The organism is Streptomyces sp. NPDC027189 (assembly GCF_055566975.1).
Genome location: NZ_JBVHRI010000012.1, coordinates 155947 through 169187, shown reverse-complemented (window position 1 = coordinate 169187; position 13241 = coordinate 155947). Strand labels below are relative to the sequence as shown.

10 protein-coding genes are annotated in these 13241 nt (G+C 70.6%); 4 read left to right on the top strand and 6 right to left on the bottom strand.

Going from position 1 to position 13241, the window contains the following annotated elements:
- Positions 1 to 87: 87 nt before the first annotated feature.
- The gene (locus tag ACZ4RZ_RS27405) at positions 88 to 1314 is read left to right on the top strand and encodes a thiolase family protein (RefSeq protein ID WP_467748456.1); all 1227 of its coding nucleotides are present in this window, start codon (positions 88 to 90) and stop codon (positions 1312 to 1314) included.
- Entirely contained in the window at positions 1311 to 3437 is a 2127-nt protein-coding gene (locus ACZ4RZ_RS27400) for a 3-hydroxyacyl-CoA dehydrogenase NAD-binding domain-containing protein (RefSeq protein ID WP_467748454.1), read from the top strand. Before ACZ4RZ_RS27405 ends, ACZ4RZ_RS27400 begins: the two co-directional genes overlap by 4 nt.
- Positions 3438 to 3697: 260 nt before the next feature.
- On the opposite strand, the gene ACZ4RZ_RS27395 is transcribed toward ACZ4RZ_RS27400, so the two are convergent.
- The 6 genes from ACZ4RZ_RS27395 to ACZ4RZ_RS27370 all read right to left on the bottom strand — a co-directional run bounded on the left by ACZ4RZ_RS27395 (position 3698) and on the right by ACZ4RZ_RS27370 (position 11809).
- Positions 3698 to 4714: a hypothetical protein gene (locus ACZ4RZ_RS27395; protein ID WP_467748453.1), complete on the bottom strand. Its 1017-nt coding sequence runs from the start codon at positions 4712 to 4714 to the stop codon at positions 3698 to 3700.
- 125 nt (positions 4715 to 4839) lie between these two features.
- Positions 4840 to 5895 (bottom strand): NlpC/P60 family protein, encoded by a 1056-nt coding sequence (locus ACZ4RZ_RS27390; RefSeq protein ID WP_467748451.1) that lies wholly within the window; start codon positions 5893 to 5895, stop codon positions 4840 to 4842.
- A 40-nt stretch (positions 5896 to 5935) separates the two neighbouring features.
- A complete protein-coding gene (locus tag ACZ4RZ_RS27385) occupies positions 5936 to 6418 on the bottom strand; it encodes a poly-gamma-glutamate biosynthesis protein PgsC/CapC (protein WP_467748450.1) in 483 nt (160 codons plus the stop codon).
- A complete protein-coding gene (pgsB, locus tag ACZ4RZ_RS27380) occupies positions 6415 to 8031 on the bottom strand; it encodes a poly-gamma-glutamate synthase PgsB (protein WP_467748449.1) in 1617 nt (538 codons plus the stop codon). Before pgsB ends, ACZ4RZ_RS27385 begins: the two co-directional genes overlap by 4 nt.
- A gap of 6 nt (positions 8032 to 8037) precedes the next feature.
- The gene (locus ACZ4RZ_RS27375) at positions 8038 to 10296 is read right to left on the bottom strand and encodes a HAMP domain-containing protein (RefSeq protein WP_467748448.1); all 2259 of its coding nucleotides are present in this window, start codon (positions 10294 to 10296) and stop codon (positions 8038 to 8040) included.
- 295 nt (positions 10297 to 10591) lie between these two features.
- On the bottom strand, positions 10592 to 11809 hold the full coding sequence (locus tag ACZ4RZ_RS27370) for a CapA family protein (protein ID WP_467748446.1): 1218 nt from the start codon (positions 11807 to 11809) through the stop codon (positions 10592 to 10594).
- A 101-nt stretch (positions 11810 to 11910) separates the two neighbouring features.
- Here ACZ4RZ_RS27370 and ACZ4RZ_RS27365 point away from each other — a divergent pair, with 101 nt between their 5' ends.
- Both ACZ4RZ_RS27365 and ACZ4RZ_RS27360 read left to right on the top strand, forming a co-directional pair.
- Positions 11911 to 12792, top strand: coding sequence for a hypothetical protein (locus ACZ4RZ_RS27365; protein WP_467748630.1), 882 nt, complete (start codon positions 11911 to 11913; stop codon positions 12790 to 12792).
- A gap of 12 nt (positions 12793 to 12804) precedes the next feature.
- A complete protein-coding gene (locus ACZ4RZ_RS27360) occupies positions 12805 to 13227 on the top strand; it encodes a PIN domain-containing protein (RefSeq protein WP_467748444.1) in 423 nt (140 codons plus the stop codon).
- Positions 13228 to 13241: the final 14 nt, after the last annotated feature.

Genomic DNA, 13241 nt, shown 5'->3' with positions numbered 1-13241 from the left:
CAGCTACGTTACCCACAAGTAGCATGTTCCTGAGCGCGCGCTCAGCGCATCGCAGCAGTGCCATCCCGCATCTGGAGGAGAGCCATCGTGCCTCGTACCGTCAGGGACGTCGTCTTCGTCGACGGCGTCCGCACCCCGTTCGGCAAGGCGGGCCCGAAGGGCATCTACCACGAGACCCGCGCCGACGACCTCGTCGTGAAGGCCATCCGGGAGCTGCTGCGCCGCAACCCCGGCCTGGACCCGAAGAAGATCGACGAGGTCGCCATCGCCGCGACCACGCAGATCGGTGACCAGGGTCTGACGCTGGGCCGCACGGCCGGCATCCTCGCCGGTCTCCCCCAGTCGGTCCCCGGCTACTCCATCGACCGCATGTGCGCGGGCGCGCTGACCGCCGTCACCACCACGGCCGGTTCGATCGCCTTCGGTGCGTACGACGCCGTCATCGCCGGTGGTGTCGAGCACATGGGCCGCCACCCGATGGGCGAGGGCGTGGACCCGAACCCGCGGTTCGTGAGCGAGAAGCTCGTCGACGAGTCCGCCCTTTTCATGGGCATGACCGCGGAGAACCTGCACGACCGCTACCCGACCATCACCAAGCAGCGCGCCGACGAGTACGCCGTGCGCTCGCAGGAGAAGGCCGCGAAGGCGTACGCCAACGGCAAGATCCAGCAGGACCTGGTGCCGATCTCGGTACGCCGCACCAACGCGGAGGCCGGTGAGACGGGCTGGGGCCTGGTCACCGCCGACGAGCCGATGCGTCCGGGTACGACGCTGGAGAACCTGTCCGGCCTCAAGACGCCGTTCCGCGTCCACGGCCGTGTCACGGCCGGTAACGCCGCCGGGCTGAACGACGGTGCGACCGCCTCGATCATCGCGTCCGAGGACTTCGCGCGCGAGAACAACCTGCCGGTCAAGATGCGCCTGGTCTCGTACGCCTTCGCGGGCGTCGAGCCCGAGGTGATGGGCTACGGCCCGATCCCGGCGACCGAGAAGGCCCTCGCCAAGGCCGGCCTGTCGATCGAGGACATCAACCTCTTCGAGATCAACGAGGCCTTCGCCGTCCAGGTGCTCGCCTTCCTTGAGCACTACGGCATCGCCGACGACGACACGCGCGTGAACCAGTACGGCGGCGCCATCGCCTACGGCCACCCGCTGGCCTCCTCCGGCGTCCGGCTGATGACGCAGCTGGCCCGCCAGTTCGAGGAGCAGCCGGAGGTCCGTTACGGCCTCACCACCATGTGCGTCGGCTTCGGCATGGGCGCCACGGTGATCTGGGAGAACCCGCACCACAAGGACGCCGGAGGCGACAAGTGAGCACCGCTGAACTCCTCAAGGGCGCGGCCGAGCTGTTCCCGGACGAGGTCGTGACGTCCGCGCACGTCCGCCACCTGGACCTGCCGTTCGGCGCCGGGCGCTTCGCGCTCATCACGCTGGACAACGGCTTCGACCACACCAAGCCGACCACCTTCGGCCCGGCCTCGCTGGCGAACCTCAACACCGCCATCGACCAGGTCGAGGCGGAGGCCGCGGCCGGCGAGATCGTCGGCGTCGGCATCACCGGCAAGCCGTTCATCTTCGCGGTCGGCGCCGACCTCAAGGGCGTCGAGCTGCTCAAGAAGCACGAGGACGCGCTCGCCATCGGCAAGGGCGGCCACGAGGTCTTCAAGCGCCTCGCGGGCATCGCGGTCCCGACCTTCGCGTACTACAACGGCGCGGCGATGGGCGGTGGCGTCGAGGTCGGTCTGCACTGCAAGTACCGCACAGTGTCCAAGGCCCTGCCGGCCTTCTCGCTGCCCGAGGTCTTCCTCGGTCTGGTCCCCGGCTGGGGCGGCTGCACGATCCTGCCGAACCTGATCGGTGCGGAGAAGGCCGTCTCGGTCATCATCGAGAACTCGCTCAACCAGAACAAGCAGCTCAAGGGCCAGCAGGTCTTCGACCTCGGTATCGCCGACGCGATCTTCGAGGGCGCGGACTTCCTGGAGCAGTCGCTGCTGTGGACGGCGTCCGTCCTCAAGGGCGACATCACCGTCGAGCGCCCGGAGATCGACCGCGGCGAGGCCTGGGACCAGGCCGTCGCCAAGGGCCGCTTCATCGCCGACGGCAAGGTGCACGGGGCGGCTCCGGCCGCGTACCGCGCGCTGGACATCATCGCCGCCGCCAAGGACGGTGACCTGCAGAAGGGTTACGACGCCGAGGATGTGGCGCTCGCCGACCTGATCATGGGTGGCGAACTGCGCTCCGGCATCTACGCGTTCAACCTGGTCCAGAAGCGCGGCAAGCGTCCGGCGGGTGCGCCGGACAAGAACCTGGCGCGTCCGGTCACCAAGGTGGGCGTCGTGGGCGCGGGCCTGATGGCCTCGCAGCTGGCTCTCCTCTTCCTGCGCCGCCTCGAGGTGCCGGTCGTGCTGACCGACATCGACCAGGAGCGCATCGACAAGGGTGTGGGCTACGTCCACGCCGAGATCGACAAGTTGCTGAGCAAGGGCCGCGTGAACCAGGACAAGGCCAACCGCCTCAAGGCCCTGGTCACCGGTGTGCTGGACAAGGCCGAGGGCTTCTCCGACGCCGACTTCGTCATCGAGGCCGTCTTCGAGGAGATCGGCGTCAAGCAGCAGGTGTTCGCGGAGGTCGAGGCGGTCGCTCCGGCGCACGCGATCCTCGCCACCAACACCTCCTCCCTCTCGGTCACCGAGATGGCGTCGAAGCTGAAGAACCCCGAGCGGGTCGTCGGCTTCCACTTCTTCAACCCGGTCGCGATCCTCCCGCTCCTGGAGATCGTGCGGGGCGAGGCGACCGACGACGCGTCGCTCGCCACGGCGTTCGCCGTCGCCAAGAAGCTCAAGAAGACGGCGGTTCTGGTGAAGGACGCCCCGGCGTTCGTCGTCAACCGCATCCTCACCCGCTTCATGGGCGAGATCCAGAACGTCATCGACGAGGGCACGCCGGTCGAGGTCGCCGAGAAGGCGGTCGAGCCGCTGGGGCTGCCGATGTCGCCGCTCGTGCTGCTGGAGCTGGTGGGCCCCGCGATCGGGCTGCACGTCTCGGAGACCCTCAACCGGGCCTTCCCCGACCGCTTCACGGTCTCCCCGAACCTCGCGGCCGTCGTCAAGGCGGGCAAGCGCGGCTTCTACGTGTACGACTCCGGGAAGCCGGAGCTCGACCCCGAGGTGGCCGCTCTCCTCAAGCAGGGCGATGTCGTCCTGACCGAGGAGCAGGTCCGTGACCGCGTCCTTGACGCCGTCGCTCAGGAGATCGGGCTCATGCTCGACGAGGGTGTCGTCGCCGAGGCGCAGGACATCGACCTCTGCCTGATCACCGGCGCGGGCTGGCCCTTCCACCTGGGTGGGATCACTCCCTACCTGGACCGTGAGGGTGTCTCCGAGCGGGTGAACGGGAAGCGGTTCCTGGAGGCTGGCGTGGCTTCCGTCCCCGCGTAAGCGCTCCGCTGTGTTTGTCGGTGCCCTGCACACCTGCGTGGTGTGCGGGGCACCCGGCGTTGGTGCCGGGCCAGAGGTTTTTCGCCCCCTCCGCCCCTGCCCGTCCCGACCTGGGGCTCCGCCCCAGACCCCGTTCGCGCAGTTCCCCGCGCCCCTGATCAGGGGCGCGGGGAACTGCGCAATCTTTTGAGCGGGGGTCTGGGGGCGCAGCCCCCAAGTACGGGAGTGGGCAGGGGCGGAGGGGGCGGAAGAAACTCCCCTCACACCGGTCGCCACGCCTCCAACGCCAGCCCCGGCTCGGTCTTGCGACGGGTGAGGAGGAGTTCCCCGCTCGCGGGCGAAAGGCTCGCCGCTACCACCCGCCCGTCCTCGTCCTCCGCCAACGACACCCGCGCGTCGGCGGGAAGCTGCGGCCCGGACTCGGTCCACCACGCCCCCGCCGTCTCCTCCTCGGTCGGATACGCGGCGAACACCACGCGCCCACTCGCGGAGCGCTGGGCGAGCAACGTGCAGTCGTGGCCGTCGAGTTCGCAGCGGATGGCGGACACGGGGCCGGGCCCCGCGCCGGCGAGCAGCGGCACCGGCTTGCCGCCGGAGCGCCAGGCGCACAGGTCGCCGGACTCGTCGGTGAAGAAGAGGGTGGTGGACTCCGGGGAGGTGGCGAGGGCTCGGAGGGTGCCGGGGCGTACCGGCGTCTCCAGGGCCTCCTCCAGGACCGGCTGCTCGCCCGGCTCCTCCTGGCGCCAGTGCAGGATGCCGCCCGGGACGGCCGCGTACAGCTCGACGCGGCCGGACTCGCCCGTCACCGCCGCCAGGTCCTCCCGCACCTCACGTCCCTTGAGGTCGCGCCAAGGACCCCAGCCGCCCTTCTCTTTCTGGGCGAGCATGCTCACTCCGCCGCCCTTGTTGCGTACGAAGACATGGGCGCGCCCCTGCGCGTCCACCGCGACGGCGGGCGTACCGGTCCGGCCGCCCGTCCTGTCGGGGTGCCCGATCGGGTTCCAGTCGAGGGCGGCGAGGCGCGGCCGGAAGTGCGTGGAGTGCACGAGGCCCGACTCGTCGCGGACCGTCGGGCGCCAGGAGACGAGGTGGGCGTAGCCGTCGGGGCCCTGGCCCACGGCGAGCACGGGATGCAGCCGTTGGTCGCCGCCCACGGTGCGCGGAGGGTCCCAGGGGCCGCCGGTGCCGCGCTCAGCCCGGCAGCGGACGGCGGCCTCCGACAGCAGGTAAGCACTGAGCCTGCCGTCGCGGCCGCGTATGAGCCAGTCGCCGTTCACCGGTTCACTTTAATCGGGGACGGAGCGGTCGCCGAGACCCTCCCCCGAGCTCTCGGCTTCTCCCCCACTCTCGACTTCGCTCGATCGGGGGGACCCCCATGACCAGGGGGACGCCCATCGCCCGCTCACAGGCGCTTGGCGCTGCGGAACAGCCCGGCGTAGAAGCCGTTGCCGTCGATGCGGGAGACACCGCCCTTGTCGCCGATCGTCGGGCCGTTCTGCTCCTTGCGGCTGGAGACGAAGACCTTGTGGCCCTCGGTGTCCAGCCCCAGGTAGAGGCCGACGTGGTCGATGTGGTCGGCGGTGCGGTGGTCCATCTTGAAGAACAGCAGGTCGCCCGGCTGCAGCGTGTCGATGTTCTTCGGGCGGGTGTACCAGGGAGCGGGGCCCTGAAGCTTGATGATGTCGACGCCGACCTTGGAGCGGGCCATGCCGTTGGCCGAGCGGGGCAGGCCGTCCCCGAGGGTGTCGGTGGCCATCAGCGGGTAGCGGGACCGGTAGCCCCACACCATCCGCATGAAGCCGGAGCAGTCCAGCGCGCGGTAGCGCTCCGTGCGCGGTTCCATCGTGGTCCCGTTGCGGAAGGTGTACGGGATGCCGAGGTAGTCGTAGAAGTCGTTCTGCTCCAGGCGGTCCACACCATCCGCCTTGTACGGGCCGAACACCGCGTCGCCCTCGTACGGCACGCCCCCGGAGTCCTTCTTCACCGGCGCGCCCTGCACGTACTGGAAGGCGATCGCGAAGACGTCGTCCTCCTGGCTGCCGTAGAACTGCTTGAACCAGTCCTTGAACCACTGCTGGTCCTGGGCGCCCTTGGTCCAGGGCTCCGGCATGAGACGGACCCAGTCGTCGGTGACCACCTTGGTGCTGGTGTTGGCCGGTTCGGTGAAGGTACGGGACGGGCCCTTGAGGGTGGCGGTGCGGGCGCCGTCGGTGAAGGTGGCGATGACCGCGCCCTTGGCGTCGCGCAGCACGGAACGCGCCGGGTCGTTCAGCCGCTCCCAGGTCTGCTTGCCGGTCGCCTTGCCCGAGTTCTGCAGGGCGTTGTCGGTGACCGTCTGGCCGGCCGGCACCTTCGCCTGTTCGTCCTTGCGCAGTTCGTACGTGAAGTACGCGCTGCCCGCGAGCAGCGCGAGCACCGTCGCCGTGTGGACGACGGGGCGGCCTTTGCGCTTCGGCATGGTGAGGGCTCCTGGTATGCGTCGGGAACAGACAGGCGGATCAGGCGGAGGGCATGGCGCCCAGCAGGATGCCGGCGGTCAGCACCACATAGGTGGCGAGGGTGACCGATCCGACGGACAGCAGTGTCGCGCCCTTGGGCTGGCGGACCAGCTGGTAGCCGATCAGGCCCGGGACGATGAACCCGAGCGTCTGGTTGGCGTACAGCAGCGGGAACTCCATCTGCAGCACGATGATCACGGTGGCCTGGATGAGCACACCGCTGAGCACCACGGCCGCGAACAGACGCTTGCCGTACAGGATCACGAAGCGCTGCATCAGCAGCGTGGCGACGTACGTCAGGACAGTCACGCCGACGACCAGCGCGGCCCGCTGCAGATCCTCGATGAGGGTCAGCGCGAGCCAGCCGGGCGTGATCATGCCGCCCGGCGACAGGTTGGTCGTCAGGTAACACATCAGCGAGAACATCAAACCCAGGCCGATGCCGATCGCGGCGATCTCGGGGGTGAGGACGGAGGGGATCAACGCTGTTCTCCTGGGCTGTGCCACTGCTGCTGGCTGTCGTCGGCGGAAGGCTGGGGAGGAAGGCGGGGCTCGAACAGCCCGCGGGGCGGGACCTGTCCGAGCAAGGGGTCGCTGTCCAGGTGCGCCTGCGGCGCGGCGGGGGCGGGCTGGTCACCGTGGTACTGCTGCGTCCAGGCGTCGTCCGGGTACGGCTGGGCATACCCGGCCTGGCTCACCCGCTCCGAGTCCGGGTACGGGTGTACGGCGTCGCGCTGCACGGGGAGCTGCGGGACGTACGGCTGCTGCCCGTAGCGCGTCTCGTACGCCTCCGAGTAACCCTGGTAGGGGTCGATGCGGGGCGCGTACAGCTGCACGGTCTCGACGTGCTCGACCACGGCGGGCGCCGCCCCGGCGCGGCCGGCCGGGGCCTCGGCCACGGGCTCGTCGGCGCTGTCGTCCGGCGGGAGTTCGGCGAGGTGCTCCAGCAGGATCTCGCCCTGGCCGTGGATGTTGCCGATCGCGACCAGCGAGGAGTCCGGGCCGAGCTGCTCCAGCAGCCGGGCCATGAACTCCTCCGGGTCGCGCTTGTCACCGCCGAGGTCGACGGCGCGCGAGCGGAACTCGGCGGGGATGGCGTCGATCGCGGACTTGGCCGGGTGACCGATGACGAAGACGCGCTCGGGGTCGAGGTCGGGGATGATCTCGCCCATCTGCCCATTGCGTTCGACGCGGTCGGGGCGGCAGTTGATGACCACGTTGAGCGGGCGGTGGACGGCGCCGAGGTCGAGCAGTTGGTTGATGTTCATCAGCGTCGACTCGGGGTCGTTGGCCGCGAAGACGTTGGCGAAGCGCAGCTTCTTCCCCTCGGGCGTCAGATAGCGCTCGACGGAGAGGACACCGGGGTCCGGCGGGGCCTCGTACATGCCCTGCAGGGCCGTCTCCCGGTCGATGCCGAGGAGTTCGGCGACGGTCAGCGCGATGGCCACGTTCTCCTTGAAGGTGAACCAGCTGAAGCCGCGCAGCTCCTCGTCGCTGACCGTCTCCGGGTCGGCGTAGATGAGCCGGCAGTTCCGGGCGTCGGCCTCCTCCTGGAGGATGTGGAAGCGGTCCTTCTCGGCGGTGACGCAGATGCCGTCCTCCGGCATCGAGCGGCACAGCGAGCGCGCCACGTCGTCCAGGGTGGGGCCCATCTCGGCGAGGTGGTCCTCGCGGACGTTGCACAGCACGCCGATCGTGGAGCGGATCAGCTTGGACTGGTTGATCTCCTGCAGGGCCGGCATGACGGCCATGCACTCGATGACGAGCGCGTCCGGCTGGTACGCGGCGGCGCGCCGCACGATGCCGATCTGCTCGACCACGTTGGCGATGCCGAATTTGCGGTAGACCGGCTCCTCCGTGGCGTCGGGGTGGATGAACCGGGCCGCGGTACCGGTGGTCTTGGCCACGGTCGTCAGCCCGCCGCCGCGCAGGGCGCCCGCGCACAGCCGGGTGATGGACGACTTGCCGCGGATGCCGTTGACCAGGACCCGGGTGGGTATGTGGTCCAGGTTGGTGAAGTGCCGCCGCTGCTCCACGATGCCCGCGACGAGCAGGATCGCGCAGCACACCAGCAGCACGGTGTAGAGGAAGAGCACGGGCGATCAGTTCCTTGTGTACTGCTGCGGCGCGGACGCCTGGGGCGGGGTGCGGCGGGGCTGCTGCCGACGCTGGTCCTGCAGCTGCTGCCGGATGAGTTCCAGGGAGCGGGTGACCGCACCGACCTCGTCGTGGTGCTGCGGGAACAGCACGGTCTTGCGGTCGCCGCCGGCCAGCGCCTCGGCCCGGTCGGCCAGCGAGCGCAGCGGCCGGGCCACCACGATGTGCAGCCAGCCCAGGCAGCCGACGGCCGCGGCGGCGCCGAGCAGCCCGGCGAGCACGGTGCGGTTCTGCGTGTCGTACTCGGGGATGGCGAGCCGGTTGGCGGGCTGCCAGCTGACCACGCTCCAGCCGAGGGACTCGGCGGGGCCGCTGCCCGCGAACGGGGCGGCGGCGGCGATCCGCACGCCGTGCTCGCGGTAGAGCACGCCGTTCGCGCGGGCCTTCTTGCCGAGCCGCTGGGCGCTGGCCGCGACCAGGTCCTCGAGGTGGTCGTCGGGCAGCCCCTGGAAGGCGAGGAAGCCCGTGTTGCCGGCGATGACCTTGCTGTGGTCGTCGACGAGGCGGACCACGCCCATACCCGGCCGGGTCAGCAGGGCGTTGAGGAACTCGACGCGGAACTCGCCGACCAGCTGCGCGCCGTCCCGGCCGGGGATCTCGGCGTTGGCGACGACGACGGGCTCCTTGCCACCGCGGCCCAGCAGCCGGATCGGGGTGTCGGAGACCCGGTGGGAGCGGATCATCTTGGGGTCCTTGCCCTTCCGGGCCAGGATCTCGCCGGAGGAGTCGACGACGTAGAGGGAGCGGTAGCGCCGGTTCTCGTCGAGGGTGCGTTCCAGCACCTTCTCCATGGCCTCGGGTTCGGTGCGGTTGCCGATGAGGGAGCCGACCGACTCCAGGTCGGCGCTGCCCTCGTTGAGCGCGCGGCGCACCCGGTCGCTGAGCGTGTCGGTGCGTTCGCGCTGGTCGCTGACGAGCTGCTGCGGTACTACGGCCGTGCTGTCGGCGCGGTTGATCAGCAGCATCAGCGGTGCCGACCAGGCCAGCAGCAGCACCGCGCATACCGCGAGCAGGGCCCGGGTGCCGATCCGGCGCAGTCCGCGTGGGCGCGGCGTGGGGCCGGTGGCATCGGCGCTGTCGCCGAGCAGCTGGCGGCGCAGCTGTTCCAGGGCGTGGCCGACGCGGCGCGCCTCGCCGTAGCCGGGGACGGTGACGGGCCGGGTCAGATCTCCGCGGGTGAGTCGGCGGGACTCCAGGAACAGGCGGATCAGCGGGCGCTGCACGGTGCCCAGCAGCACCGCCACGGCGATGGCGCCGACCACGAGGAGCGCGCCGCCCGCCAGCAGGCCGACCACCAGGGATTGAGTACGGGTGGGGTCCTCGGCCACCTTGACCATGGCCACCACGGACAGGCCAAGGCCGGAGGCGGTCGTGACCTGCCCGGGGTCGGGTGCGGCCAGCGTGGCGTATCCGGCGACGGACCGGTCGCTCAGCACGCGCCCGCCGACCAGGCTGCCGCTGACGCCCTGGTAGCCGCTGGTGCCGGGCTCCTTGCTGCTGCGCGGGTCCTGCTGGGCCTTGCGGGCGGCGAGCTGGGCGAAGGCCTTCAGCTGCTTGCGGGAGACGGTGATGTCCTTGCGGTCGGCGCTGGTGCGTACCTGCTCGGGCTCCGGGATGCCGTCGCTGCTGAGGATCGCGCCGTCGCGGTCGACCACGGCGATGGACCGGAACTGGCCGAGGCTGATGCCGGGGAACGTCAGGTTGTTGGAGGCCACCAGCAGCAGCTGCGGTTTGCCCGGCCAGGACAGCAACGCGAAGGACAGCAGCCGCGCTTCGCCGTTCTTCAGCCGGACCATGCGCGGCGCGAGTCCGCCCTCGTCGCCGAGGGCGGAGGTGTTCACCGAGGTCAGCGGGACGGTCTCGCCGCGGGCCGCGACCAGCTTGCCGGTGCGGATCTCGACGACGGCGGTGCCCGTCCACTTCTGGTAGGTGCTGCCGAGCTTGTCGAGGACGGCGTCGCCGGAGACCGGCTGGCCGGCGCTGAACAGCGCGGCGGACCGGGTGAGGTCGGTGACGGACTCGTCGATGGAGGCACGCAGCGCGATGGCGCCGTCCTCCGCGAAGTGCTGCTGAGAGGTCTGCACCGCTTTCGGCACCCCGCCGTTGTCGACGCGGCCCAGCACGAGTGCCGTGATACCGGCGAGCGACAGCAGCAGCACCGACAGGACCGCGATCGGCGGGCGGATGCCTCCGATCAGCGACATGTCGGCTCGTCGGCGGGCTCGGTGCTGCCGCGACGGGGGCGGTGACGCCAAGGGAGGGTCCTCTCAGGGTGTGCGGTGGTCGGTCCGCACAGGGAAGCAGGGACGGTTTCCAGGGACGGCGTTTCGGAGATGTGTGCGCTGTGGGCACACCAGTTGCACAGGTCTGCCCACAGCACTCAGATAGGTAAGAGCCCCGTAACGTTGCGCACCAAGCGATGTGATCTGCGTAACATCCGCGTTTATGCGGTCAGGACTGGGCATACGTGCACGTCACGTCGGGCGGCGGCGACCTCCGTCAGGGCAGCCGAGTCAGCGGCTTCAGGCCGTCCTTGGCCGCGCCGCGGTTGTATACGGTGCCTTCGGTGCGCTCGAAGGCGAGCCGCAGCCGGGCCCGCTGCCCGTCGGTGAGGTCGGGGTCGTCCCGGAGCGCGGCGGGCACGTCCAGCAGGCGGTAGTCCCGGACGTCGTCGCCGCCGTAAGTCGCCTTGCCGCCGTCCGTGGCATTCTCGGCGTCCGGCGGGATCTGCAGCATCGTCGGCTCGAAGCGGGGCTGGACCTCCCAGTGGCCCTTGCCGTGCTCGGTGAACGTGAACCACCCGATCACGCCCTCCTCGGTCAGCCCCGTCGGCTGCTCGTGCCGGGCGATCTGGTTCCCCATGCCGTAGGCGACCCAGAGGCCGTTGACCTTCTCCATCGGCTGGACGACGTGCGCGTGGTGGCCGATGACCAGGTTGATGCCGGTGTTGCGGGCGAGCTGCCGGGCGAAGGAGAGCTGCGCGGCGGTGGCGCTCGGTTCGTGCTCGTGGCCCCAGTGCAGGGAGAGGATCACCACCTCGGCGCCGGCCTTGCGGGCCCGCTGCTCGGCGGCCTTGATCCGGCCGAGGCTCTGCTGGTTGGCGAGCCACGGCTTGCCCTTCGGCAGCTGGTGCGGCTCGTTGAAGCCGTACGCGAACGATATCTGCGCGACCTTCACGCCCTTGACGGTCATGATCAGCGGGGTGAGCGCCTCCTTCTGAGTACGGAAGGAGCCCGTGTGCTTCACGCCGGCGGCGTCCAGCGCGTCCAGGGTGCGCTTCACACCGGTGTACCCGTGGTCGAGCGTGTGGTTGGAGGCGGTGGAGCAGGTGTCGTAGCCGAGGTCCTTGATGGTCTTCGCGGTCTGCGGCGGCACCTGGAAGTCCGGGAAGCCCTCGAACGGGCCCTTCTCGGTTCCCATCACCGGCTCGAAGTGGCAGATCGCCAGGTCGGCCTTGCTGATCACCGGCTTGATCCCGGCCATCATCGGCCCGAAGTCCAGCCCGGCCACGCCCTTGCCGGTGCGCTTGGCGTCCTTGCGGGCCTGGTCGACCAGCTCGGGATGCATCAGGATGTCCCCGGCCGCCGCAACGGTGAAGGAACGCCCGCCGCCCTTGTCGCCCCCGTCGTCCGGGACGAGGCCGCAGCCGGCGACGGCGGCGACCAGGAGGAGCGGGATCAGCAGGGTCAGCAGGGTGCGGCTACGGCATTTGTTCACCGGGATATCTTGGTACAACCATGAGAGCCACTCGCTCGCGCATCATAACGATCGCAACAATTCTACTGGTTATCGCTGGTCTGGCCGGCGGGTTGACCGCTGTGCTCCGCGCCACCCACGACGCAGGTGACGCCGCTCCCGGCCCCCGTTCCGACCCGGGTGCCCAGCAGGTCGACCTGGCGCGCGAGGTGGAGGACTACACCAGCCGCTTCGGCCCGGGCCACGGCTACCGGCAGCCCGGCCGAGCGGACCGTACGGCCATCGCCGAGGCCGTCGGCCTGCTCCTCGACGGCCACCGCGAACAAGCGGAACGATTGCTTTCTCAACGCGACTTCACGGTGCGCACCGTCTTCGACCGGGTCTCCAAACACCGCTACACCGAAGTGGCCGACCGCACCGACGACGCCGTGACGCCGCGCGGCTGGGGCCGGGTCTACATAGACCTGGACCACCGTCCGCGCTGGTCGGTCCAGGTCCCGCATCCGGTCGCCGACCACGGCACCGAGCAGCTGGGCGTGCGCGTCCTGCGCGACTCTCCCGACGGCGTCCTGGTGCTTGCAGGAGCACATCGCAAAGCCGAACGCGGGAACTCCGCGGACGTGGCACACCGTCGGGACACCGTCTTCTACGCCATCTGCGCCGAGCTGGTCCGCCGCGGGATGCCCGGGGTCCAGCTGCACGGAATGGCCGCCTCCTCCGCCCCCGGCTACGACGTGGTCGCCTCCACCGGTGCCGGATCGGCGGGCCGCGCGGACGGCCGCAGTCTGGCCGACGCCCTGCGCGCGCACGGCTTCCACGTGTGCCGAGCCTGGGTGCGGCACTGCCCGCTGGAGGGCGAGGAGAACGTGGAGGGCCGGACCGCCGACGCCGCACACGTTCCCTTCCTGCACGTCGAGTTCGCGCCCGAGGTGCGCGTCGACGGCCCGCCCGCCGAGCGCGCGGCCACCGCAGTCAGCGAGATCACACGCCGCTGGGCGACATGACAATCTGAGGGCATGACGGACGGCGCGGACGACCGAGACACCCCGGGCGGCACGGACCCGGCCACCCCCCTGCCACTGCTCGTCGTGGACGGCGCGAACGTCGTCGGATCCGTGCCCGACGGCTGGTGGCGCGACCGCCGCGCCGCCGCCGAACGCCTGCGGGACCGGCTGGTGCCGTTCGCGCGGTCCGGAGCGGGCGGCCTGGCCGGGCCGCTGGAGCTGATCCTGGTGGTCGAGGGCGCGGCCCGGGGCGTGGCTTCCGTGCCCGGGGTGCGCGTGGAGCAGGCGCCCGGCAGCGGCGACGACCTCATCGTGGAACTCACGGCGGCGGCCGGCGACCGCCCCTGCCTGGTCGTGACGGCCGACCGCGAACTGCGGCGCCGGGTGGCAGAAATGGGCGCCCAGGTCACCGGGCCGCGCGCCGTACTGGGCTGACTGGAGCACCGCGC

Coding starts and splice junctions, on each gene's coding strand:
- ACZ4RZ_RS27390 (WP_467748451.1), bottom strand. CDS start 5,895: ATGCCGAAGCGCAAAGGCCGCCCCGTCGTCCACACGGCGACGGTGCTC.
- ACZ4RZ_RS27375 (WP_467748448.1), bottom strand. CDS start 10,296: ATGTCGCTGATCGGAGGCATCCGCCCGCCGATCGCGGTCCTGTCGGTG.
- ACZ4RZ_RS27360 (WP_467748444.1), top strand. CDS start 12,805: ATGACGGACGGCGCGGACGACCGAGACACCCCGGGCGGCACGGACCCG.